Here is a 21951-nt window from a genome sequence, read left to right on the forward strand (position 1 = left end):
ACCCCAGGGTTCACTACGTGATTGAACCGCCTGGTTCAATGTTGATTCTGTTCGGCTTCTTGGGCAGGTGAGTGACGCGCCACAAAGTCACGCATAAAGCGACGTATTTCACGTGCGGCGCTGGTATCCAGCGCTTCGCACAGGCTAATAAACGCATCTCTTTCTTCGCCGTTAACGCGCAGAACCAGCTGACTGTCTTTTCTGCTTTTCTTGTTCCGGCCCTGCTTGCTGCGAAGATTACTCACCGTGAGTCCAAATTGTAATGCAATGTATATACACCATACATACACGGAGCCTCTTTTGAAAATGAAACTTTTATGACAGTTTTGTTTCAGTTTAATGAATTTCGCCGTGGTTTCTGGTTTTTTCCTTGCTGGATGGTGGTTGTTTACCGGCGGTAAACCTCAGCAGCCGCAGGGCATTGAGGGTCACCAGAGCGGTGGCGCCGGTGTCTGCCAGTACCGCCAGCCAGAGCCCGGTGACACCTGTAATGCTGGTCACCAGGAAGATAGCCTTCAGTCCCAGCGCCAGGGTGATGTTCTGGCGGATATTGGCGCTGGTGGCTCTGGACAAGTGGATGGCATCGGCCAGTGCGGTGAGCCGGTTGTGGGTCAGAGCGGCGTCAGCGCTGTCCAGTGCCACATCGGTACCCTGTCCCATGGCGATGCCGACACTGGCCTGCCTGAGTGCAGGAGCATCATTAATGCCGTCTCCCACCATGCCAAGGACGTGCTGTTTGCTGAGCCGGGTTATTTCCTGCAGCTTATGTTCGGGTTTGAGTCCTGCGCGGTAATCCATACCCAGTTCGGCGGCAATATGCCGTGCCGTCAGCTCATGATCTCCGGTCAGCATCAGGCTTTTCACTCCCAGGCCGTGCAATGCCGTCAGGGCCGCTCCGGCATCACGACGCAGGGGATCCTGCAGTGCGAACAGGGCGGCGACCCGTTCATCGACCACCAGTACCACCAGGGTGCAGGCAGCGGCCCGTAACCGTTCTATGTCTGCAGCCTGAGCGGGAGTAAACATGCTGTGATTAAGATGATCCGGTGAGCAGATAAGCAGCGGCCGGCCCTGCCATTCGCTTTGGATGCCGGCACCGGGCAGGGTGTGCTTCTCGCCGGTTTCAATGGCCTCAACGTTTTCGGTGGCGGCAGTATTGACCAGTGCTTTGGCCAGTGGATGGTGCGATCCGCTTTCCAGTCCAGCTGCCAGCGCCAGTACCTGGCTGCGCTCGAAGGAATCATACAGGCACATTTCGCGCAGCACCGGTTGCCCTTGGGTCAGGGTGCCGGTTTTGTCAAAGGTCAGCATATCCACCTTACCCAATTGCTCCAGGGCCGCTCCTCCCTTGATCAGCACACCCATGCGGGTGGCGGCAGCCAGGGCGGAGGTGACGGCTGCCGGAGTGCTGATGACCAGAGCGCAGGGGCAGCCGATCAGCAGCAGCACCAGGCCCCGGTAAGTCCAGGTTTCCCAGTCGGCACCCAGCCCTAACGGGGGGAGTACTGCGACCAGGATGGCGATGACGATCATGGCCGGGGTATACCAGCGGCTGAAGCGATCGATAAAACGGGCGATAGGGGCTCGATTTGCATCGGCTTCTTCCATAAGGTGGAGAATCCGGTCCAGCGTGCTGTTACCTGGCTGCGAAGACACTCTGATACGCACTGCTTTGTCCACCACCAGGCTGCCTGCCGCCAGTCTGTCGCCGCTGTCATGCTCGACGGGCATTGACTCGCCGGTAATGGCGCTTTCATCAAAGGATGCCCGGGTATTCAGCAAGATGCCGTCGGCGGGCAGCCGGCCGCCGGGGTGTATTTCTATTTCGTCACCGGGTTTCAGTTCACTGACGGGCACATCTTCGGTGCCATGGGGCATGATCCGCCTGGCTTGCTCCGGTACCAGCGACATCAGGGTTTTGACTCCCTGACGGGCGCGGCCTGCCGCCAGGCTCTCCAGTTTTTCGCCAATGGCAAACAGCAGCAGTACCATGGCGGCCTCGGCGGTTTCTCCGAGAAACAGCGCTCCCGTTGCGGCTACTGTCATCAGCATTTCAATGGAAAAAGGGGAACCGCTGTGTGCCAGTCGCCAGGCCTGGCGCGCAATGGGGATCAGGCCCCAGAGGGTGGCCAGCGTAAACAGCCAGAGTGCGCTCTCGGGTCGCCATAACTGGGTGGCACCGGCCAGCAGCATCAGCAACAGCAGGCTCAGCAAGGCGAAATGATGTTTCCAGAAAGGAGTCTCTGCAGCCAGCGCTGCCTGCTCATTAAAGGGGGTAAAACCGGTGGCGTGAATGGCCCGCACTACCTGTTCCCGGTTACCTTCAGCGGTAAGCTGTACGCTCAGCCGCTCTGTGGCAAAGTGAACATCGGCACGGTAAACACCGGGCAGACGGCGTACGGCGGTTTCTATTTTTCCGGCACAGCTTGGACAGTCCATGCCGTGAATACGCCAGCGGTGCTCTGTGGTGCTGGCGTCCGGCAAGCCGTTGCCGGGGTTCTTGCCAGTGGTAACTGGCTGATGGTGTGTCTGAGGATCACAACAATGACTCATGGTTTGCTCCTTTGGAATGCACTGAACAGAGTGTAAACCCTGGAGTTTGGTCAAGAGTCAATGGCGGTTATAAAAAAAGAAGGCACCGTCGGGTGCCTTCTTTTTTCTTGCCAGGGAGCTTGCTGGCAGCGGCCGTTTCATCAGGAAGTCTGACGCGGACCGGCGGTGTGCGACGACTGAGGCGCGGGATGAATTACGCCTGCAGTGCCTGCTCCAGATCGGCAATGATGTCGTCAGCGTGTTCAATGCCGATGGACAGCCGGATCATTTCCGGTTTCACCCCGGCCTGAGCCTGTTCGGCGGCACTCATCTGACGGTGGGTGGTGGAAGCCGGATGACAGGCCAGAGACTTGGTGTCACCGATGTTGACCAGCCGTTTGATAAGCTGGAGTGCATCATAGAAACGTACGCCGGCTTCGTAGCCGCCCTTGAGGCCGAACGACATGATGGCCGACGGCTTGCCGTTCATGAATTGCTGAGCACGTTCATAATCCGGATGGTTTTCCAGGCCGGCATAGTTCACCCAGTCTACCGCTGCATGGTTCTGCAGGAACTCGGCCACTTTAAAGGTGTTTTCTACATGGCGTTCCATGCGCAGAGGCAGGGTCTCGAGTCCCTGCATCAGCAAAAAGGCGTTGAGCGGTGCCAGAGCGCTGCCGGTGTTACGCAGCGGCACGGTACGGGCGCGGGCAATAAAGGCGGCAGGGCCGAAGGCCTCGTTATAAACCACGCCGTGATAGGCCGCTTCCGGGTTACTGAACTGAGGGAAGCGTGCTTTGTGCTCGGCCCAGGGGAACTTGCCACTGTCCACAATAATGCCGCCGAGGGAGTTGCCGTGGCCGCCGATGTATTTGGTGAGCGAGTGCACGACGATATCGGCACCGTGTTCAATAGGTTTGCACAGCACCGGGGTGGCTACGGTGTTATCCACCACCAGAGGCACGCCTTCGGCATGGGCCACCTCGGCCAGACCGCGGATGTCGGCCACGTTGCCAGCCGGGTTGCCGATGCTTTCGCAGTATACCGCTTTGGTATTGGCATCGATCAGTTTGGCGATGGCCGCCGGGCTGGCATCTTCGGCAAAGCGTACTTCAATGCCCATATCGGGCAGCATGTGTGCCAGCAGGGTGTAAGTGCCGCCATAAAGCTGAGGGGTAGTGACGATGTTATCGCCGCTCTTGGCCAGCGTGATCAGTGCATAATGAATGGCGGCGCTGCCTGCGGATACCACCAGGCCGGCGATGCCGCCTTCCAGCGCGGCCACGCGTTTTTCCAGCACGTCGTTGGTGGGGTTCATAATGCGGGTATAAATGTTGCCCGGCACTTCCAGGTTGAACAGATCGGCACCGTGTTGCGCGCTTTCGAATTCATAGGCCACGGTCTGGTAAATAGGAGTAGCCACCGCTCTGGTGGTGGGGTCGGTGGTGTAGCCGTGGTGTATGGCCAGCGTTGCGTCTTTCATGGGGGGCGTCCTTGTATTTCATTCGAAGCCCATCAATGTAGGCAGTTTGCCGGAGGGTGTAAAGACCGGGTGTGCCGGGTCGGTGCATCGCTGACCCGGCTGACGCCACGGTGCCGGCCGGCAGAAGTGATGATGGTTAATGCGGCAGGATGACGGTGGCCAGCAGGCCGCCGCGGGAGTGGTTGGCCAGGTGCAGTTCACCGCCGTGCTGGTGAATAAGGGTGCGGGCAATGGCCAGGCCCAGGCCGATGCTGCCGTCTTCCAGGTTGCGGGCACTGTCAAGGCGGGTAAAGGGTTTGAATACTTCTTCCAGCTGATCGTCGGCAATGCCCGGGCCGAAATCGCGGATCAGAATGCGGATATGACCGGGTTCATCGAGCAGGCGCACTTCCACTCGCTCGCCATACTTAATGCCGTTTTCCAGCAGATTCTGCAGTGCCCGGCGCAGGGCCTGGCTGCGGCCACGAAACAGAATGGGTTCACGCTCCTCAAGGCTGACCAGGTGGCCGGCATCCTGCAGATCGTCACACAGGCTTTGCACCAGACTGGACAAATCCAGATCGCGCATGGGCTCGTCCTGAGCGTCGTCCCGGGCGAATCGCAAGGTGGCATTAAGCATTTGCTCCATGCGTTTCAGCCCCTGTTGCAGTTTGTGCTTGTCTTCTCCCTCGGGCAAAAACTCGCAGCGCAGTTGCAGGCTGGTCAGGGGCGTACGCAGATCGTGGGAAATGGCCGCCAGCATGCGGGTTCGGTCGGTAACAAAGCGATCCAGTCGTTCCTGCATGCGGTTAAAGGCCGACAGGGTGTCACGGATTTCGCTTGGTCCGGTTTCCGGCAGCGGATTGACCTTGTCACCCCGGCCCAGGCGCTCGGCGCGCCGGGCCAGTTGCTTGAGCGGCTGTGTGGTGCGTTGCAGCAGCCAGATCATCAGGCCCGTCAGCAGGGCTGCCAGCAAGATCAGGGACAATATGGCCTTAACTGACCAGCCCGGGCTGTCGGCATCCACCAGAGAAGTAAAATGCAGCCAGCGGCCGTCGCTCAGTTCAATGCCGCCATAAAGGCGAATATCGGGGCGACGGGTGTGGGGAGGATAGCGATGGCGTCGTTCGGACGGCGGCGGCAGGGCCTGGCCCTGGCCGGTCTCGGCATTAATACGAATGTCCAGTTCCGGCGCATAATCCAGCCGGCTACGTACAATATGTTCAAAAAGACGGCTGCGCTCCCCGTCAGTCGGTACCTGGCGGCTAAGGCTCAGCAGCAGGGTTTCGCTACGGCTGGCCCGCAAAATTTCCCGGTGTAGTTCGGGAGGTGACTGATGCAGCAGCCTGGTGACCGCCATCAGTCGCTGCAGGGTAAAGCGGCTGTTCACCAGCCCCAGTGTTTCTTCCCGTTCCAGCCGGTAGATTTGCAGGCTGACCAGCTGTACTAGTACCAGCGCACACAGGGCCACCAGAATGATTTGTCCGGTCAGACTGCCCAGCCAGTAGCGGAGCCGATCAGTCTTCATGATGCACCTCGGCAGCCAGCATATAGCCACCTCCCCAGATGGTTTTAATCAGTTCGGGGTTTCTGGAGTCGGTTTCCAGCTTGCGCCGCAGCCGGCTGACCAGGGTATCGATAGCCCGGTCAAAAGCCTGCGCTTCCCGGCCCCGGGCCAGATCCAGCAATTGATCCCTGCTCAGCACTCTGTTCGGATGTTGAGTGAACACCCGGAGTAAGTCGAATTCGGCGGTGCTCAGACTGATGGTGACCCCTTGCTGACTGGTCAGCTCACGCCGTGCCGTGTCCAGCAGCCAGTGGCCAAAACGCAGCTTCTGCGGCATGTCGGTGCCGGTGGGCTGCTCACCGCCGGACTGGCGGCGCAGGACGGCCTTGATGCGTGCCAGTAATTCACGGGGGTTGAACGGTTTGGGCAGATAATCGTCGGCACCCATTTCCAGGCCCACAATACGGTCGGTATCTTCGCCCATGGCGGTCAGCATGATGATGGGAACATTGTTGCCTTTGCCCCGCAGCTCCCGGCACAGAGTCAGGCCATCATCACCGGGGAGCATTAAATCCAGAATAATCAGGTCCGGCTGGTGGCGGAGCAGATGCTGGCGCATGGCGTTGCCGTCGCGTACGCCATGTACCTTGTAACCATGCTGCTCCAGAAAGCGGCTGAGCAAATCGCGAATCTCGCCATGATCATCCACCACCAGTAACTCTTTGCCCTTGTTCATTTCGGATCTCCTGCCATGTCCGGCTCAGTATAAGTGCAGGCCACAGAGAAATAATGTCAAAGTGTGTCATGGCGTTGTGCTGTGACACTTTGTTGCAAACGGGTGTGCTGCCGACACACTTTACTGACAGGCAGCTGCTTTAATGACTAGTGTCAACCAACGAGAGGACATCATTATGAAAACGCATCGTCATGCTTTATTGCTGGCTGCCACCCTGCTGGCTGTTCCTGCGCTGGTCAGCGCTCACGGCGGAAGGGGCCCGATGATGGATGAAAACACCGGTGAACGCATGGGGCCCGGACGGGAGCATGTCCAGGAGCATATGGGGCCAGGTCATCATGAATGGGGACATGATGGCAAGCGCCATCATGGCGGCAGACAGATGGAGCCGGCCCGGTTTGAGCAGCGGCTGAAGGCTCGCATGGAAAAACTGGACTCGCCCGAGCTCAAAGCCCAGTATCTTGCCACCCAAAAGGCCCGTCTCGATATGATGGAGCAAAACCTGAAACTGCACCGGCTGATGGCCGAAAACGAGGCCAGCAGTGAAACCAATGCCGAGCTGAAAACGGCCACTCTGGAAAAAATTGCCGCCGACAGCAAACTCAAGCAAGAAAAGCTCAGGCTGATGCGCGAAATGGTCAGCAAAATGGAAAACTGAATCAGGGCGTGACGTCCCGATCAATCGGCTGCTGCAGCGAGATCAGTGTTTCGGTGGACTGAATTTCCTCAATGGGCTGCAGCCGGTGAATCAGTACCTGCTGCAACTCGTCGATGGAGTGGGTCATGACCTTGATAAAGATGTTGTAGTGGCCAGTGGTGTAGTAGGCCTCGACTACTTCTTCCAGCGCCTCCAGCTGAGCCAGCGCCCGCGGATAGTCCCGGGCGCTTTTTAGTATGATGCCGATAAAGCAGCAGACGTCATACCCCAGCTTCTTGGCGTTTACCTGCACCCTGGTACCTTCAATAATTCCTGCCTGTTTCATTTTTTCCACCCGCACGTGGATGGTTCCGGGACTGACACCAAAACGTTTAGCCAGTTCGGCATAGGGTGTGCGTGCATTGTCCATCAGGGCCATCAGGATGGATTTGTCCAGATTGTCGATTCGGTAATGAACGTCGCCTTTTTCCATGTGCATTTGAATATTCCTTAAAAAAAGTGGTTTATTTTGATGAATTTAATTCTGTAATTGAGTTTTTTCCACTAGTTATTGAATTTCATGTTCGAATGCCTGAGTATTCATCAAAACCAATCAGCAACTCCAGGTGGATGAGATGAAAAAAGCCTATATTGAACGCCAACGCCAAATCCGTTTTGTAAAAGAATACTTTTCCGGTCAGCTGGCGCAGCAGCTCAATCTGCTGGAAGTGCAGGCTCCTATTCTCAGCCGTCTGGGCGATGGTATGCAGGACAACCTGTCCGGATCCGAAAAAGCGGTGCAGGTGAAGGTAAAAGCCATTCCTGGTGAGTGCTACGAAGTGGTGCACTCCCTGGCCAAGTGGAAGCGTCATACCCTGGGGCGTTTCGGTTTTGAGCCGGGTGAGGGGATTTACACCCATATGAAGGCGCTGCGTCCCGACGAAGATCGGCTCAGCCCGATTCACTCAGTTTATGTGGATCAGTGGGACTGGGAGCAGGTGATGGGTGCCGAAGACCGCCATGAAGGCTTCCTGGTGCAGACAGTTGAGCGCATCTACGGAGCCATCAAGCGTACCGAGCAGGCCGCGGCAGCCGAGTTTGGTTTCACTCCCTTCCTGCCGGAAAAAATCCAGGTGCTGCACGCCGAAGAGCTGCTGGCCCGTTACCCGGACCTAGATGCCAAAGGTCGTGAACGTGCTATCGCCAAGGAACTGGGTGCGGTGTTCCTGGTCGGCATTGGCGGTAAGTTGAGCCATGGTGACATTCACGATATGCGTGCCCCGGACTACGACGACTGGTCCACCGAGGGGCAGAGCGGTCTGGCTGGTCTGAACGGCGATATTCTGGTGTGGAACCCGGTGCTGGAAGACGCCTTCGAAATCTCTTCCATGGGTATTCGCGTAGACCAGGAAGCACTGCGTCGCCAGCTGGCGCTTACCGGACATGAAGATCGTGCCGGCCAGGAATGGCACCAGGCACTGCTGGCGGGTGAACTGCCCCAGACCATTGGCGGTGGCATTGGTCAGTCCCGCCTTGCCATGCTGTTGCTGCAACTGAGCCATATTGGTCAGGTACAGTGTGGTGTATGGCCGGCAGAACTTAGCGAAACCGTGGATGGCCTGCTGTAAGCAGCCGGGAATCATTGCAAAACAAAGGGGCACGTTCGTGCCCCTTTGTTATTGCATGCTGATGATCAGGTGGCCAGGCAGGTTTTGAGCTGGTTATTCAGAAACGTCATTACCTGATGACGGGTGACCATCCCAATCACCTTGTTGTCTTCTACTACCGGGTAAAGCTTGGGTTTGGGGCCGCCCATGGTGCGGGCCAGTTCAAATACGTCGGTTTCAGCGGTGACACTGAGCGGGTCGTTACGCATCAGGTCGGAGACCACCACCCGGTTATCGCAGTGATAACTGGCACCCAGCAGCTTGGGTATACAGTCCTGTTCTGACAGAAAGCCAATCAGATGACGCTGGCTGTCTACCACCGGCAAGCCGCTCAGGCCGGAGTCCAGCATACGATCCAGCGCCTCCGACATCGACATGCTTGTGGTCAGCATGGGCAGACTGTGCCGCATAATTTCACCAACTGTTGCCATAGCCATTCTCCCTTAAGTGACTGATAAACCGATTGTGGCAGGCATTCTGCTACACGGCCAATAGGCCTTTCCTTTGTTATTGATAGCCGAACAGTGAGTCTGATATCAGCATAGCCCGTTGGCGGATGGGTAATCCAGTACATTCTTTAATCCGTATTTATCGCTAATTTTGCTATTCTGACCCGCTTAATAATCAGCACCAAAGGAATCAGAAGCAGATGACAAAAGCGGCCAGGGGATTCGCACCCCGCTCATTACTGCACTTGGTGTTGATTGCTTTTACTCTGGTATTGCTACCGCTTATTTTGCTGGTTATTCAGAACAGCCGCACCCTGGAAAGGGTGAACCGGCTGGCAGAGGAAGGTATGCAGAGTGCTGTGACCGACACCCGGCGGGCATCCGACATGAATGATCTGGCGCTGGATATGGAGCGGACCATTCGTCGCTATGCCGTGCTGGAGGCACCCGAGTTGCGGCTGCATTATCTGCGTCTGCTGGAACGCTATCGCAAAGAAATGGAACCCTTGCTCCGGGCGGTGGATGCCGGTGAGCTGGATGTCGCACTACGGGACCAGCTGATTGAGCTGGTGGATCTGGCCCAGGCCAGCGGTGCAAAAATTCGCGAACGGGTAGAGATTTTTGATGCCTTCAACCAGGCCAATGTGGAGCTTGATAGGCTGGCCCGGGAACAGATTGATGTGCGTATTAACCGTATTCGTGAGCAGGTGGCCGAGGTACGCCGGCGCATGTGGCTGCTGAGTGGCAGCCTGGGCGGAGCCAGTCTGGTACTGGTATTGTTGTTTACCTATCTGATTATTCGTCCGGTGCGCCAGCTGGAGCGTCGAATCCTGGGGCTGGGGGCCGGCGTTGACCCCGATGAACGGCCGATAAGAGGCCCTGCCGAGCTGGTAGAGTTGGGGGAACGGCTGCACTGGCTGCATCATCGTCTGAGAGAACTGGAAGCACAGAAGCTGCAGTTCTTGCGGCATTTATCTCATGAGCTGAAAACCCCGCTTGCCAGCTTGCGGGAAGGTGCCGATCTGCTGGCGGAAAAAGTGACCGGCCCGCTGACTGTCGAGCAGGAAGAAATTTGTGGACTGCTGGTGGACAACAGTTACCGGCTGCAGGGGCTGATCGAACAACTGCTGGATTACAATCGTATTCAGCAGGTACAGGTATATCATCAGCCGGTGGATTTAAAGCCGTTACTGGATGAAAGCATTGAGGCGCACCGGCTAACCCTCGAAAACAAGGGTATGAGGGTGCTGCTGGAGCTGGACGACAGACAACCACTGGCAGATAACCACCGGCTGCGGTTAGTACTGGAAAACCTGATTTCCAATGCGGTGAACTACGGTGATGAAAGCGGCGAAATTCGCATTTACACCCGTGCCAGTGAGCAGGAATATGTGCTGAGTGTTGCCAATACCGGCCAATCGATTCCAGAGGCGGATCGGGAGCGTATTTTTGAACCTTTTGTCCAGGGCAGTCAGGAACGCAAAGGCGTGCTGAAAGGCTCGGGCATCGGTCTGAGTATCGCTCGCGAATCGGCAATCAGCATGGGCGGCCGGTTGGCGCTGGATTCAACAAAAACAGGGTGGGTTCGCTTTGAGCTGGGCCTGCCTGTCTATGAGAGCAAGGAACAGATAAATGAATAAATTTCTGGCATGTGGCGTGCTGGCACTGCTTTTAACAGGTTGCGGCAGTACGGGGCCGTTTTCATTTGATGAAATACATATGCCCAAGGCGCTGGAAGGCAGCAAGCATGATGATCTGGTGTATTGGCTGGAACTGTCGCATACCATAGTGCAAAGCACGGAAACCGAGCGCCTGAATGAAATCAAACGATTGCAACAGTCGCCGGCGCAGGATGAACTGCTACTGGCGCTGTGGCTCAGTCACCCCAAAGCCAATCTGGCTCAGCGCCAGCAGGCTCAGCAATTGTTTAACAAGGCGGTTCCTGGCGTTAATACCCGGTTGCAGCAGTTCTTTACCATTCATCAGTTGTATAACCAGGAGTTGATTACCTTTAACCGGGTGATCACCGACCGTCAGCAGCAGATCAATGCGCTTAGCCATAAGCTGAATGAGCTGGCCACCATCGATGAGCAAATTAACGAGCGCCGCTATCAGGGGGAAGAGCAATGACGCGCAAAGCCCGCATACTGCTGGTTGACGACGACGTCAGTCTGCTCAAGCTGCTGGGTCTGCGTTTACGCAGTGAAGGCTTTGAGGTGGCCACCGCTACTTCGGGAGCAGAAGCGCTGGAATGGCTGGAGCAGCACCGGCCTGAACTGGTGCTGAGTGATTTGCGGATGGATGGCATGGATGGCCTGGCACTGTTTGAGCGGATCCAGCACAAGCATATTGGCCTGCCTGTGGTGATTATGACGGCCCACGGCTCCATTACCGATGCCGTATCCGCCACCCGTTCCGGCGTATTCGGTTTTCTGACCAAGCCTATCGATAAGGAAGCCCTGCGCAAGACCATTAATGAAGCGCTGGCGGTGTCGCTACCGGCTTTTGAAGGCGACTGGCAACATAATATGCTGACCCGTAGTCCGGCGATGACGGGGGTCCTGGAGCAGGCCCGGCGTATTGCCCCCCTCGATATCAGTGTGTTGATCACCGGCCCGGCAGGAGCGGGTAAGGCGCTGATGGCCCGGACGCTGCATCAGGCCAGCCCGCGCCGGGATCACCCCTTTATGGTGCTTAACTGCGGCTCATTAACCGAGCCCTTGCTGGAATCGGAGCTGTTTGGCCATGTACGCGGTGCCTTTGACGGGGCCGATGCGGACTATTCAGGCGCCCTCATCACTGCCCGTGGCGGTACTCTGTTGCTGGAAGAAGTAGATGAACTGCCGCCACGATTGCAGGCCCGGTTGCTGCGGGCGCTGGAACAGCAGGAAGTGCGTCCTCGTGGCAGTGAACACAGCATAAAAACGGATGTGAGGGTGTTGTCGGCGACCAGCCGGGACATGGTGGGTGCCATGGAGCAGGAACGCTTCCGGGAAGACTTGTTCTACCGGCTGAACGTGGTGAACCTGGCACTTCCGGCATTGAAAGAGCGCCCTGAAGATATTCCGCTGCTGGCCCGTCACTTTCTTGAACAAATTCGTCAGCGCCAGCACACGCAAGTCACCGGTTTTGCACCGGATGCACTGTCTTTGCTGGCGGCGGCACCCTGGCCGGGAAATGTGCGCGAGCTGCTTAATCTGGTTGAACAGGCAGTAGCGATGGCCTCGGCGCCGGTGATCAGTGCCCAGCTGGTGGAAGGTATTCTTTCCGGCAGTAGTGAGCAGTTTCCTACCTTTAATGAAGCCCGGGCCGAATTTGAGCGTATGTATCTCAACAAGGTACTGCGTATGACCGAGGGCAATGTCACTCAGGCGGCGGGGCTGGCAGGGCGTAACCGTACCGACTTTTACAAGTTGCTCAGCCGGCACGGTATTGAAGCCGGTGCCTTTAAAGGCAAAGGTGACTGACGAAAGTTTTTTCCGGCTGTCATGCTCCTGTATACAAAACACGTCTGCAGGAGTATTCATGCTAATCAGGGTTCGAAAAACGTCAGCACTCAGTGAACACCAGGTGACACCGGAACGTGTTTACCTTCAGCGCCGTCGCATTATTCAGGGGCTTGGCCTGGGAGCTGCGGCCCTCAGTCTGCCTGCCGGGGCCAGTGTGTTCGGCAATTTGCTGGGCAAGGAAAAAGCGCCGCCTGTGCCGAACCAAATGACGTTGTCTTATGACCGGCCGGAGGCTTATCAGCCGGCATTCAACCCTACCGCCGAACAGGTGGCCACCAGCTATAACAATTTTTATGAATTCGGTACCGACAAGTCGGATCCTGTGCGTCACGCACAGGGGCTGAAAGTCAGACCCTGGACCATAAAAATTGATGGTGAAGTGGAGAAGCCCCAAACCATCGATGTATGGGCCTGGATGGAACAGCAGCGGCTGGAAGAACGGATTTATCGTCACCGCTGTGTGGAAGCCTGGTCCATGGTTATTCCCTGGCTGGGGGTGCCACTGGCCGGCATTATAAAAGCGGCCAACCCCACCTCAAAGGCGAAGTATGTAGCTTTTGAAACTCTGTATGATCCCGAGCAGATGCGAGGTCAGGCATCCCGCTATGTGGGGGGAGGCATTCAGTATCCCTATGTTGAAGGTCTCCGTATGGACGAAGCCATGCACCCGCTCAGCCTGATGGTGGTGGGAATGTACGGTAAGACCCTGCCCAACCAGAACGGAGCTCCAGTGCGGCTGGTGGTGCCTTGGAAGTACGGCTTTAAAGGTATTAAATCCATCGTGCGCATCAGCCTGACCGAACGTCAGCCACCCTGTACCTGGAATCAGCTGGCCCCTTACGAGTATGGCTTTTATGCCAATGTGAATCCCGGAGTGGATCATCCGCGCTGGAGTCAGGCCAGTGAGCGGGCCATCGGTGAAGGGGGACTGTTTGGCAGTGAACGCAAACCCACCCTGATGTTCAATGGCTACGAAGAAGAAGTGGCTGCGCTCTACGCCGGCATGGATCTGAGGAAGTTCTACTGATGCGGATTGACGCTATTCGTCTGCACCGGCTGCGCATCCTGGTGCACCTGCTGGCGGCCCTGCCATTACTGTGGTTGCCGTGGGGCTTTGCCACTGGCCACTTCAGCGCCGATCCAGTCCCCGAGCTGCTGCACTACCTCGGTATCTGGGCCTTACGTCTGTTATTGCTGACACTGTGTGTCTCGCCTCTGGCCAAGCGCTTCCGGCTTGCTCCTCTGGTGCGGCTGCGCCGGGCGATGGGGCTCTGGTGTTTTGCTTATGCCAGCTTGCACCTGCTGGCCTGGATACTGCTGGATCTGCAGCTGGCCTGGGGGCTGATTGGTGAAGAGGTGCTCAAGCGGGGCTTTATCACCCTGGGCATGGCCGCCTGGATAATACTGTTACTGCTGGCCATCACTTCCACGCAGGGCTGGCAACGCCGGCTGGGCCGGCGCTGGCAAACGCTGCATCACTGGATTTATCCCGCAGTCGTGATTGTGTGTGTGCATTTCTGGTGGTCGGTGAAGTCGGGCTGGATTGAACCATTGGTCTACTTGCTGACCGGACTGCTGCTGCTGTTTTTGCGGCGCGAACGGTTGCTCCGGCTGTTTCGGTGATGATGTCGTTATTTTCCGTTACACTGGCGGCAGTTTAACCTTCTGCCGCCATGGAGTAACCGATGGACGATCAATTATGGGCCCTGTGTTTTCTCGATGAAGGAGTGGCATTGTCTATCATCAGTCGCAAGGAAACCCGCTGCCAGTGGCTGGCAGGTGAAGAGCAGGCCCGGGAATTTGTGCTCACCGACTACCTGCAGCATGTGGCCGAGCTGGGTGAGCTGGACCCGGATCAGCATATCGCCGCCCGGGAGCGCTTTGAGCTGCTGATGGCTCAGTACCCGGATCCCCAGGTGCTCACCGAATACCTCAACGATCTGACCTCCGGCCTGACCCGCATCATCTGGTTTGGCCCGCTGCAGGCGTTGGCCGAGGATTATTCCGACTTTGCCCTGGCCCTGCGTGCCCACTACTGGGACGAATATGGCGAAGGGGATGAAGACCCGGTGACGCCGGTGCCTGAAAGCGACTGGTCCTATCTGGTAGAAGCGATGGACGACTTTTTGCTGAATGAGGATTACTGAGCCGGCTTGCTTTGGCCAACTTTCACAGTAGTTGCAGACAACCAGCATGATTCTTTATATCGCTGAAAAACCCAGCCTGGCCCGGGCCATGGCCGAAGTATTGCCCAAGCCCCAGCAAAAGGGTGAGGGGTTTATTCGTCTGGCCAACGGCGACGTGGTCAGCTGGTGTATCGGCCACCTGCTGGAGCAGGCCGAGCCCGATGCCTACGATCCTGTCTTTAAACAATGGCGGCGCGAGCACCTGCCGATCATTCCCGACGACTGGAAACTGGTGGCCAAGCCGAAGACCAAAAAGCAGCTTGCCGTGCTCAAGAAGCTGCTGAAAGAGGCCGATGCCATTGTCCATGCCGGCGATCCGGACCGCGAAGGTCAATTGCTGGTGGACGAGGTCATCAGCTACTGCAAGGTGCCTGCCACCAAGCGTGAAGCGGTGCAGCGCTGTCTGATCAGCGATCTTAACCCGACGGCGGTCAAGAAATCCCTGGCTGCGCTTAAACCCAACAAGGAATTTGTGCCCTTGTCGGTGTCGGCACTGGCCCGTTCCCGGGCCGACTGGCTCTACGGCATCAACATGACCCGGCTCTGTACCCTGGCCGGGCGCAGCGCCGGCTATAACGGTGTGCTTTCGGTGGGCCGGGTGCAAACCCCGGTGCTGGGACTGGTGGTACGCCGGGACAGGGATATTGCCGACTTTAAGCCCAAGCCGTTTTATGAAGTACAAGCATTGCTGCAAACCGACAGCGAGGAGCAGTTTCGTGCCAAATGGCAGCCCAGTGAAGCCTGCCAGCCGTGGCAGGACGAAGAGGGCAGGGTGCTGTCCCGGGCCCTAGCGGAAAACGTCATCCGCCGCATTACCGGTCAGCCGGGCACAGTACTGGCCGCCGACCGCAAGCGCCAGCGCATCCCACCGCCACTGCCCTATAATCTGTCGGCGCTGCAGATAGACGCCGCCCGTCGTTTCGGGCTCAGCGCCAAGCAGGTGCTGGATGTGTGTCAGGGGCTGTACGAACGGCACAAGCTGATTACCTATCCCCGCTCCGACAACCGTTACCTGCCCGCCGAGCATTTCGGCCAGGGGCCGTCGGTGCTGGCGGCCATCGCCGTTGTCTGCCCGGCACTGGCACCGGCGGTGGCTCAGGCCGATACCGGCATTCGTGGCCGGGCCTGGAACGACAGCAAGGTGGAAGCCCATCACGCGATTATTCCCACCACCCGCAAAACCGACGGTGCACGGCTGTCCGGCACAGAGCGGCAAATTTATGAGCTTGTTGCCCGTCAGTATGCGGCCCAGTTTTATCCCCATCAGGAGCTGGATGAGAAAAAGGTGGAGGTGGAGATCGCCGGTGGCCGGTTTCTGGCCAAGGCCCGCCAGCAGATGGTGCCGGGCTGGAAAGCTCTGTTTAGCCAGAGTAAGGACGAGCAGGAAGAGGACGACGAGCTGCAATCCCGGCTGCCGGCGCTGAAGGCGGGGGATAGGGTGCAGTGCCTACAAGGCGAGCTGCAGGAAAAGCAAACCCAGCCTCCACGGCCCTTCACCGATGCCACCTTGCTGTCGGCCATGACTCATATTGCCCGCTATGTGACTGACGGGGAGCTGAAAAAAATTCTGCGGGACACCGACGGTCTGGGCACAGAGGCGACCCGGGCGGGGATTATTGAGCTGCTGTTTACCCGTGGTTTTCTCGAGCGCCAGGGCCGGCAAATCCACGCCACCGAGGCGGGCTGCCGGCTGATTGCCAGTCTGCCTGAGTCGGCTACCACCCCCGATATGACCGCTCGCTGGGAAGCGGTGCTGGATGCCATCAGTCGCAAGCAGGCGGGCTATCGTCAGTTTATGGAGCAATTACAGGGTCAGCTGCCGATGCTGATTGATAGCGTACGGCCCGAGACGTTTCGTGGTTTGCAGGGGGGAAAGCCTCCGCGCAAACGCAAGAGGGCGGGCAAGCGCCGGGCCTGATACTGCTATGCTTAAGCTTTCCATTCCATTCGTAGCGGAAAGCCCATCATGAAAAGCCGCTTGTCTGTGTTGCTGGTGTTGTTGCTGCTGGCAGGATGTGGCGTGATAGCCGGGGCACAGCAGCAGGCTGATGATACTTCCCGCCTTTCCGGCTATCACCGAAGTACCTTTGATGATGACAACGCTGCAGCTGCCGACGGGCAACCGGACGCCCAGTATCGGCTGGCGCAAAGGTACCTTGAGGGAGAAGGTAAAGCACAGGCCATTATCTGGCTGGAACGGCTGAGCAAGAGCCGGGATCCGCAGTGGCAGGTTCTGGCTCATGCATTGCTGGGGGAGCTGTATGCCGGCGATGACTCTGCCGGCCGCAGCAATAATTTACGGGCAAAGCATCATTTTTCAGTCTGTGCCGCTCTGGGAGATAGTGACTGTGACCGTCGTCTGGCGCTGCTGACCCCTCCCGGACTGCAACAGGTAGCACAAGCCGGAGCAGCCATGTCGGCCGCCAGTTTGTATGAAGCTCGCAGCCCCGCTGTATATAAGGTGGTGGTATACCGGCAACTGAATGCGGGTCTGGAACCCCTTAGTCTGGGCTCAGCGGTGGCCATTGATACGTACCGGGCGGTAACCAGCCGTCATCTGGTGGCGCAAGGCGGGGTGCCGGTGAGTATTAACCGACAAGAGGATAACCTGGTGCGGGAGTCGGATATTCTGATCTGGCAGGTGCTATATACCGATACCCGCCGGGATCTGGCGCTGCTGGCACTGAAAGACGGACAGCGGCTGACGTTCAGCAACCGTGCGCGGTTCAGTGACAGTGTGCAGGTGGGGGGAAAGTGCTGGCGATTGGTGCACCGGCGGGTTTTGATAAAACCCTGACCGAAGGCATTGTGTCTGCCCGGCGCAGCGAGAACGGCGTGGGTTTTGTGCAGACCACGGCCCCCATCAGTTATGGCTCGTCCGGAGGCGGTCTGTTTGATGAAAGCGGCAACCTGGTGGGAATTACCATCAGAGGAGTGAAGGCCTGGGGCAATTTCAACTTTGCCGTCGCTGCTGACGAGGTTCAGGCTTTTCTGGAAGACAGCACCCGCCACTGAGGGTGCCCCGGTTAACCCGGGGGGCGTCTTGGGGTACACTGCACCGGCATTTTCTCAGGATTCAACACCATGCCGAGCAACGCCCGTTCTCTTTTACCTTTTAATACCTTTGGCCTGTCGCAGACGGCCGATGACATCGTGATCCTTGACCACAGAGATCAGCTGACCGGGCTCTCCGGTTATCAAGGGCCCCGGCTGGTGGTGGGAGAAGGTTCCAATCTGCTGTTTACCGTCCCTTTCAGGGGGCAGGCAGTGGTGAACCGGCTGAAAGGTATCGAGGTGACCGGCACCCCTGATGACTGGCTGCTGACGGTGCAGGGTGGGGAAAACTGGCATGAGCTGGTGTGTTATTGCCTGGAACACGATATGCCCGGACTGGAAAACCTGGCACTTATCCCGGGCACCGTCGGGGCCGCTCCGATTCAGAATATTGGTGCCTATGGCGTAGAGTTGTCCCGTTTCTGCGAGCGAGTGGAAAGTTATGACTGGCAGAGCGGTGAAACCCGTTACTGGACGGCGGCCGAGTGCGCGTTTGGCTATCGGGACAGTGTGTTTAAACATCAGGCCCGGGAGCACCTGATTTTGTCGGTCACGCTGCGCTTGCCCAGGGTCTGGCAACCGATGCTGGGTTACGGTCCATTGGCAGAGCTGGGTGAACATGCCACCGCACATCAAGTATTTGAGCAAGTGTGTGCTACCCGCCGGGCCAAGTTACCGGACCCGGCCGAGCTGGGTAATGCCGGCAGTTTTTTCAAAAACCCCAAGGTAATTCCGGCACAGGCTGAAGCACTGAAGCTGGCCTGGCCCGACTTGCCGGTGTATCCGGCGGAAGGAGGTCAGGCCAAGCTGGCCGCCGGTTGGTTGATCGAAAAAGCCGGTCTGAAAGGAACGGCGGTGGGGAGCGCTGCCGTACACGAGCGGCAGGCTCTGGTACTGGTAAACCGGGGGGAGGCCACCAGTGAAGATATTCTGCGGCTGGCGGCGCTGGTACGGGATCGGGTCAGCGGTCAGTTTGGTGTTCAGCTGGAACCAGAGGTACGAATGATTGGTGCCGAGGGTGAAACTCATCTGGACGAGGCGCTGTCATGGCTGAACTGACCCCATTACGTGAGGCACTGTTGCGTTTGCTGGCCGATGGCCAGTTTCATTCTGGTGAGCAACTGGGAGAGGAGCTGCATGTGAGCCGGGCTGCGGTCAGCAAACATGTACAGGCACTCAAGCAACTGGGGCTGGATATCTACAGCGTCAGTGGCAAGGGTTACCGGCTGGCGGTCCCACTGCAATTGCTTGATCCGGTGCGCCTTGCCCGTGAGCTTGCCCCGGCCAGAGTGGAGGTGGTGCCGGTGATTAGCTCGACCAATCAGCGCTGGCTGGAGTCGGTTGAGCAACTGAGCAAGGGAGACCTGTGTCTGGCTGAATGTCAGACCTCGGGACGTGGCCGGCGTGGCCGCAGCTGGGTGTCACCCTTTGGCGGCCAGCTGGTGATGAGCATGTACTGGCGGCTGGAGCAGGGCATGGCGGCAGCCATGGGGCTGAGTCTGGTGGTGGGGATCGCGGTGGTAGAAGCCCTGGAAGCCGCCGGTTTTGCCGGAGTCGCGCTGAAATGGCCCAACGATCTGTACCTTAATGGCCGCAAGCTGGCAGGTATTCTGGTGGAAATGTCCGGCACCGCTGGTGGTCCTTGTCATCTGGTGATTGGCATGGGACTGAATCTGACTCTGCCCGCTACCGAGCAGGACAAGATTACTCAGCCCTGGGCCGAGCTGGCTGAGCTTGGTGACATTACTGATCGCAATGCGCTGGTGATTGAGCTGGCCGTTGCCTTGCAGAATGCGCTGATTCATTTTGAGCAGGAAGGCATTGCCGGCTTCCGCGAGCGCTGGAACCGGCTGGATTATTTCAATGGCAAGCCAGTGCGGATCCTGATGGGGGAGCAGCAGGTGCCCGGTATCGCCCGGGGAATTGATGAACAGGGTGCCTTGCTGCTGGAACTGGAAAACGGTGAAATAAAGCGTTATCTGGGCGGGGAAATTTCGCTGCGGGGCGAACAGCAGCCGTAAGCTGCCAGCTTTAAGTAAAAACACCGGAGTGTGTATCTGCTACTTTAGCCAGTTAACATGATAGGCCTGCATCCATTGACCAAACCCATCTGATCTTAAAGGTGGTTCTAAACAGCCCGCTCCACCATTTATTGCTGATAGCTTACGGCCTAAAGCTATTTCTTGAGCCAGATCTGTTCTATCTGATGATCCTGCCCCTTGGTCAGGATTAACTCGGCCCGATCCCGGGTCGGCAGTATGTTCTGTTTCAGGTTCTTGTAGTTGATTTCCTGCCAGATGCGGCTGGCGGTGGCCACTGCTTCTTCTTCGCTAAGCCGGGCATAGTGGTGAAAATAGGACTCGGGATCCGCAAACGCGCCTGAGCGCAACTTGAGAAAGCGTTCCACATACCAGGTTTTCAGCAGCCGCTCATCGGCGTCCACGTAAATGGAAAAGTCCACGAAGTCGGAGACGAACACCCGGTGGGGGTCGTGCGGGTAGTCCATACCACTTTGCAGTACGTTAAGCCCTTCGATAATCACAATATCTGCCTGCTCCACCACCACTTCCTGGCCGGGCACTATGTCGTAAGTCAGATGGGAATACACCGGTGCTTTTACTCCGGGTTTGCCGGACTTGATGTCGGACACAAATTGCACCAGCCGGCGCATATCGTAGGACTGGGGAAAGCCCTTTTTCTTCATCAGCCCGCGGCGCTCCAGCTCGGCATTAGGGTAAAGAAAGCCGTCGGTAGTTACCAGGGTCACCCGCGGATGCTGGGGCCAGCGCTCCAGCAGGGTTTTCAGAATACGGGCGGTGGTGCTTTTCCCCACCGCGACTGAGCCGGCCACACTGATCACATAGGGCACATGATGATGTTCATTACCCAGAAACTGATCCAGTACCCGGCTGCGCCGTTGCTTGGCTTTGATATACAGGTTCAGCAAGCGGGACAAAGGCAGGTAAATATCCCTGACTTCGGCCAGGGAGATGCGATCGTTCATGCTGCGTAAGCGCATCAGGTCGTCTTCGCTAAGCGGAAGCTGCACGGATTCGCGCAGTTCCGACCAGGTTTGGCGGGAAAAGGCCAGGTAAGGAGAATGGGTGTCTGTCTTCATCAAGGGGTGTCCTGTGAGTTGCCGTCCGACCATACACCAAAGCCGCGGTGTTCAACAAGGCAACAAGGTGACCGCTATTGGTCGTATTGTGCACTGGCTCTCATCAGGGACAGCGGGTAATAGAAGGAGTTCTGGTGTTTTTTTGCCCGAACAGTCTTATCCTTGCAAAAACTTGTCAAAAGGGTATTGCATAGCACCATGCCCATGCCCTATAGTTCGTCCCGCTCGTGTGCCGGCATAGCTCAGTTGGTAGAGCAACTGACTTGTAATCAGTAGGTCGAGGGTTCGACTCCTTCTGCCGGCACCATTTAAAATTTGGAGGGGTTCCCGAGTGGCCAAAGGGATCAGACTGTAAATCTGACGGCTCCGCCTTCGCTGGTTCGAATCCAGCTCCCTCCACCAAGTTTCAGTGTTCGTCCCCGACGGGCATTAAAAAGCGGTTTGAGGTCGTTCAAGTAAAGACCACCGCGGGCATCGTATAATGGCTATTACCTCAGCCTTCCAAGCTGATGATGCGGGTTCGATTCCCGCTGCCCGCTCCAGTGCTGATATAGCTCAGATGGTAGAGCGCACCCTTGGTAAGGGTGAGGTCCCCAGTTCGATTCTGGGTATCAGCACCACTTCTTTACTAAAACACCCTCAGGCCTTTTTTGTTATATACTTCCTGCTTGTGATTCGCGTGGTATAGCTCACCACCCAACCAGTTAGAGGGACGAGCATGTCTAAAGAAAAATTTGAACGTACAAAACCGCACGTTAACGTTGGTACTATCGGTCACGTTGACCACGGTAAAACGACTCTGACCGCTGCCATTACTACTGTACTGGCCAAGAAAATGGGTGGCTCTGCCCGCGGTTACGATCAGATCGACAACGCTCCGGAAGAAAAGGCCCGTGGTATCACCATCGCAGCTTCTCACGTTGAGTACGATACCGAAACTCGTCACTACGCCCACGTTGATTGCCCCGGTCACGCTGACTACGTGAAAAACATGATCACCGGTGCTGCCCAGATGGACGGCGCGATCCTGGTAGTAGCTGCCACCGACGGCCCCATGCCGCAAACCCGTGAGCACATCCTGCTGGCCCGCCAGG

The 21951-nt window shown here is 57.4% G+C and carries 22 protein-coding genes and 4 tRNA genes; 18 read left to right on the top strand and 8 right to left on the bottom strand.

The window, feature by feature from the left end; translation table 11 throughout:
- Window positions 1-35: 35 nt before the first annotated feature.
- The 5 genes from B6S09_RS17235 to B6S09_RS17255 all read right to left on the bottom strand — a co-directional run bounded on the left by B6S09_RS17235 (window position 36) and on the right by B6S09_RS17255 (window position 6237).
- Window positions 36-245: a hypothetical protein gene (locus B6S09_RS17235; RefSeq protein WP_094279746.1), complete on the bottom strand. Its 210-nt coding sequence runs from the start codon at window positions 243-245 to the stop codon at window positions 36-38.
- 91 nt (window positions 246-336) lie between these two features.
- The gene (locus B6S09_RS17240) at window positions 337-2553 is read right to left on the bottom strand and encodes a heavy metal translocating P-type ATPase (protein ID WP_094279725.1); all 2217 of its coding nucleotides are present in this window, start codon (window positions 2551-2553) and stop codon (window positions 337-339) included.
- Window positions 2554-2746: 193 nt separating this feature from the next.
- Window positions 2747-4015: an O-acetylhomoserine aminocarboxypropyltransferase/cysteine synthase family protein gene (locus B6S09_RS17245; RefSeq protein ID WP_094279726.1), complete on the bottom strand. Its 1269-nt coding sequence runs from the start codon at window positions 4013-4015 to the stop codon at window positions 2747-2749.
- A 136-nt stretch (window positions 4016-4151) separates the two neighbouring features.
- Window positions 4152-5522 carry an ATP-binding protein gene (locus B6S09_RS17250; protein WP_094279727.1) on the bottom strand — a complete coding sequence of 457 codons (1371 nt, stop codon included), beginning with the start codon at window positions 5520-5522 and terminating at the stop codon, window positions 4152-4154.
- A complete protein-coding gene (locus B6S09_RS17255; protein WP_094279728.1) occupies window positions 5512-6237 on the bottom strand; it encodes a response regulator in 726 nt (241 codons plus the stop codon). Before B6S09_RS17255 ends, B6S09_RS17250 begins: the two co-directional genes overlap by 11 nt.
- A 175-nt stretch (window positions 6238-6412) precedes the next feature.
- Between B6S09_RS17255 and B6S09_RS17260 the strand changes: the two genes are divergently transcribed.
- On the top strand, window positions 6413-6895 hold the full coding sequence (locus B6S09_RS17260; protein WP_094279729.1) for a hypothetical protein: 483 nt from the start codon (window positions 6413-6415) through the stop codon (window positions 6893-6895).
- 1 nt (window position 6896) lies between these two features.
- Here B6S09_RS17260 and asnC read toward each other — a convergent pair whose 3' ends face one another.
- The gene (gene asnC / locus B6S09_RS17265) at window positions 6897-7373 is read right to left on the bottom strand and encodes a transcriptional regulator AsnC (protein ID WP_369329646.1); all 477 of its coding nucleotides are present in this window, start codon (window positions 7371-7373) and stop codon (window positions 6897-6899) included.
- A gap of 136 nt (window positions 7374-7509) precedes the next feature.
- Here asnC and asnA point away from each other — a divergent pair, with 136 nt between their 5' ends.
- On the top strand, window positions 7510-8502 hold the full coding sequence (gene asnA / locus B6S09_RS17270) for an aspartate--ammonia ligase (protein WP_094279730.1): 993 nt from the start codon (window positions 7510-7512) through the stop codon (window positions 8500-8502).
- Window positions 8503-8567: 65 nt separating this feature from the next.
- Here asnA and B6S09_RS17275 read toward each other — a convergent pair whose 3' ends face one another.
- Window positions 8568-8972 (bottom strand): CBS domain-containing protein, encoded by a 405-nt coding sequence (locus B6S09_RS17275; RefSeq protein ID WP_094279731.1) that lies wholly within the window; start codon window positions 8970-8972, stop codon window positions 8568-8570.
- A gap of 218 nt (window positions 8973-9190) precedes the next feature.
- On the opposite strand from B6S09_RS17275, the gene B6S09_RS17280 reads away from it, so the two are divergent.
- The 11 genes from B6S09_RS17280 to birA all read left to right on the top strand — a co-directional run bounded on the left by B6S09_RS17280 (window position 9191) and on the right by birA (window position 19760).
- Window positions 9191-10630, top strand: a complete 1440-nt coding sequence (locus tag B6S09_RS17280; RefSeq protein WP_094279732.1) for a sensor histidine kinase — start codon at window positions 9191-9193, stop codon at window positions 10628-10630.
- Window positions 10623-11120, top strand: coding sequence for a hypothetical protein (locus B6S09_RS17285; protein ID WP_094279733.1), 498 nt, complete (start codon window positions 10623-10625; stop codon window positions 11118-11120). The genes B6S09_RS17280 and B6S09_RS17285 overlap by 8 nt, the downstream gene beginning before the upstream one ends.
- Window positions 11117-12457, top strand: a complete 1341-nt coding sequence (locus B6S09_RS17290) for a sigma 54-interacting transcriptional regulator (RefSeq protein ID WP_094279734.1) — start codon at window positions 11117-11119, stop codon at window positions 12455-12457. The genes B6S09_RS17285 and B6S09_RS17290 overlap by 4 nt, the downstream gene beginning before the upstream one ends.
- Before the next feature lie 58 nt (window positions 12458-12515).
- Window positions 12516-13526 carry a protein-methionine-sulfoxide reductase catalytic subunit MsrP gene (msrP, locus tag B6S09_RS17295; protein WP_094279735.1) on the top strand — a complete coding sequence of 337 codons (1011 nt, stop codon included), beginning with the start codon at window positions 12516-12518 and terminating at the stop codon, window positions 13524-13526.
- The gene (msrQ, locus tag B6S09_RS17300) at window positions 13526-14122 is read left to right on the top strand and encodes a protein-methionine-sulfoxide reductase heme-binding subunit MsrQ (RefSeq protein WP_094279736.1); all 597 of its coding nucleotides are present in this window, start codon (window positions 13526-13528) and stop codon (window positions 14120-14122) included. The genes msrP and msrQ overlap by 1 nt, the downstream gene beginning before the upstream one ends.
- A 62-nt stretch (window positions 14123-14184) precedes the next feature.
- On the top strand, window positions 14185-14646 hold the full coding sequence (locus tag B6S09_RS17305) for a hypothetical protein (protein ID WP_094279737.1): 462 nt from the start codon (window positions 14185-14187) through the stop codon (window positions 14644-14646).
- A gap of 46 nt (window positions 14647-14692) precedes the next feature.
- Window positions 14693-16603: a DNA topoisomerase III gene (locus tag B6S09_RS17310; RefSeq protein WP_094279738.1), complete on the top strand. Its 1911-nt coding sequence runs from the start codon at window positions 14693-14695 to the stop codon at window positions 16601-16603.
- A gap of 48 nt (window positions 16604-16651) precedes the next feature.
- Window positions 16652-17482, top strand: a complete 831-nt coding sequence (locus B6S09_RS17315; protein ID WP_094279739.1) for an SEL1-like repeat protein — start codon at window positions 16652-16654, stop codon at window positions 17480-17482.
- Complete coding sequence (locus tag B6S09_RS17320) at window positions 17440-17700, top strand: trypsin-like peptidase domain-containing protein (protein WP_094279740.1); 261 nt, start codon at window positions 17440-17442, stop codon at window positions 17698-17700. The genes B6S09_RS17315 and B6S09_RS17320 overlap by 43 nt, the downstream gene beginning before the upstream one ends.
- Before the next feature lie 69 nt (window positions 17701-17769).
- Window positions 17770-18798, top strand: coding sequence for a UDP-N-acetylmuramate dehydrogenase (murB, locus tag B6S09_RS17325; protein ID WP_094279741.1), 1029 nt, complete (start codon window positions 17770-17772; stop codon window positions 18796-18798).
- Window positions 18786-19760, top strand: coding sequence for a bifunctional biotin--[acetyl-CoA-carboxylase] ligase/biotin operon repressor BirA (gene birA / locus B6S09_RS17330; RefSeq protein ID WP_094279742.1), 975 nt, complete (start codon window positions 18786-18788; stop codon window positions 19758-19760). The genes murB and birA overlap by 13 nt, the downstream gene beginning before the upstream one ends.
- Window positions 19761-19915: 155 nt before the next feature.
- Here the strand turns inward: birA and coaA are convergent, their stop codons facing one another.
- The gene (gene coaA / locus B6S09_RS17335; RefSeq protein ID WP_094279743.1) at window positions 19916-20857 is read right to left on the bottom strand and encodes a type I pantothenate kinase; all 942 of its coding nucleotides are present in this window, start codon (window positions 20855-20857) and stop codon (window positions 19916-19918) included.
- Between the two features lie 231 nt (window positions 20858-21088).
- Here coaA and B6S09_RS17340 point away from each other — a divergent pair.
- From B6S09_RS17340 to B6S09_RS17360, 5 genes are all read left to right on the top strand, one after another.
- Window positions 21089-21164 (top strand) — tRNA-Thr (locus tag B6S09_RS17340).
- Between the two features lie 10 nt (window positions 21165-21174).
- Window positions 21175-21259, top strand: a tRNA-Tyr gene (locus tag B6S09_RS17345).
- A 65-nt stretch (window positions 21260-21324) separates the two neighbouring features.
- A tRNA-Gly gene (locus B6S09_RS17350) sits at window positions 21325-21399 on the top strand.
- A gap of 2 nt (window positions 21400-21401) precedes the next feature.
- A tRNA-Thr gene (locus tag B6S09_RS17355) sits at window positions 21402-21477 on the top strand.
- A gap of 98 nt (window positions 21478-21575) precedes the next feature.
- A partial coding sequence (locus tag B6S09_RS17360; protein WP_211281093.1) for a GTP-binding protein occupies window positions 21576-21951 on the top strand: 376 nt, incomplete at its 3' end.

The organism is Oceanimonas baumannii, from assembly GCF_002245495.1.
GTDB classification, from domain to species: Bacteria; Pseudomonadota; Gammaproteobacteria; order Enterobacterales; family Aeromonadaceae; genus Oceanimonas; species Oceanimonas baumannii.

What these genes read in the sequence shown, in the direction of transcription:
- asnC (WP_369329646.1), bottom strand. Translation starts at nt 7,373, where the DNA reads ATGCACATGGAAAAAGGCGACGTTCATTACCGAATCGACAATCTGGAC.
- coaA (WP_094279743.1), bottom strand. Translation starts at nt 20,857, where the DNA reads ATGAAGACAGACACCCATTCTCCTTACCTGGCCTTTTCCCGCCAAACC.
- B6S09_RS17275 (WP_094279731.1), bottom strand. Translation starts at nt 8,972, where the DNA reads ATGGCAACAGTTGGTGAAATTATGCGGCACAGTCTGCCCATGCTGACC.
- B6S09_RS17255 (WP_094279728.1), bottom strand. Translation starts at nt 6,237, where the DNA reads ATGAACAAGGGCAAAGAGTTACTGGTGGTGGATGATCATGGCGAGATT.
- murB (WP_094279741.1), top strand. Translation starts at nt 17,770, where the DNA reads ATGCCGAGCAACGCCCGTTCTCTTTTACCTTTTAATACCTTTGGCCTG.
- msrP (WP_094279735.1), top strand. Translation starts at nt 12,516, where the DNA reads ATGCTAATCAGGGTTCGAAAAACGTCAGCACTCAGTGAACACCAGGTG.
- B6S09_RS17280 (WP_094279732.1), top strand. Translation starts at nt 9,191, where the DNA reads ATGACAAAAGCGGCCAGGGGATTCGCACCCCGCTCATTACTGCACTTG.
- birA (WP_094279742.1), top strand. Translation starts at nt 18,786, where the DNA reads ATGGCTGAACTGACCCCATTACGTGAGGCACTGTTGCGTTTGCTGGCC.
- B6S09_RS17250 (WP_094279727.1), bottom strand. Translation starts at nt 5,522, where the DNA reads ATGAAGACTGATCGGCTCCGCTACTGGCTGGGCAGTCTGACCGGACAA.
- B6S09_RS17315 (WP_094279739.1), top strand. Translation starts at nt 16,652, where the DNA reads ATGAAAAGCCGCTTGTCTGTGTTGCTGGTGTTGTTGCTGCTGGCAGGA.
- B6S09_RS17310 (WP_094279738.1), top strand. Translation starts at nt 14,693, where the DNA reads ATGATTCTTTATATCGCTGAAAAACCCAGCCTGGCCCGGGCCATGGCC.
- msrQ (WP_094279736.1), top strand. Translation starts at nt 13,526, where the DNA reads ATGCGGATTGACGCTATTCGTCTGCACCGGCTGCGCATCCTGGTGCAC.
- asnA (WP_094279730.1), top strand. Translation starts at nt 7,510, where the DNA reads ATGAAAAAAGCCTATATTGAACGCCAACGCCAAATCCGTTTTGTAAAA.
- B6S09_RS17305 (WP_094279737.1), top strand. Translation starts at nt 14,185, where the DNA reads ATGGACGATCAATTATGGGCCCTGTGTTTTCTCGATGAAGGAGTGGCA.
- B6S09_RS17245 (WP_094279726.1), bottom strand. Translation starts at nt 4,015, where the DNA reads ATGAAAGACGCAACGCTGGCCATACACCACGGCTACACCACCGACCCC.
- B6S09_RS17240 (WP_094279725.1), bottom strand. Translation starts at nt 2,553, where the DNA reads ATGAGTCATTGTTGTGATCCTCAGACACACCATCAGCCAGTTACCACT.
- B6S09_RS17285 (WP_094279733.1), top strand. Translation starts at nt 10,623, where the DNA reads ATGAATAAATTTCTGGCATGTGGCGTGCTGGCACTGCTTTTAACAGGT.
- B6S09_RS17260 (WP_094279729.1), top strand. Translation starts at nt 6,413, where the DNA reads ATGAAAACGCATCGTCATGCTTTATTGCTGGCTGCCACCCTGCTGGCT.
- B6S09_RS17290 (WP_094279734.1), top strand. Translation starts at nt 11,117, where the DNA reads ATGACGCGCAAAGCCCGCATACTGCTGGTTGACGACGACGTCAGTCTG.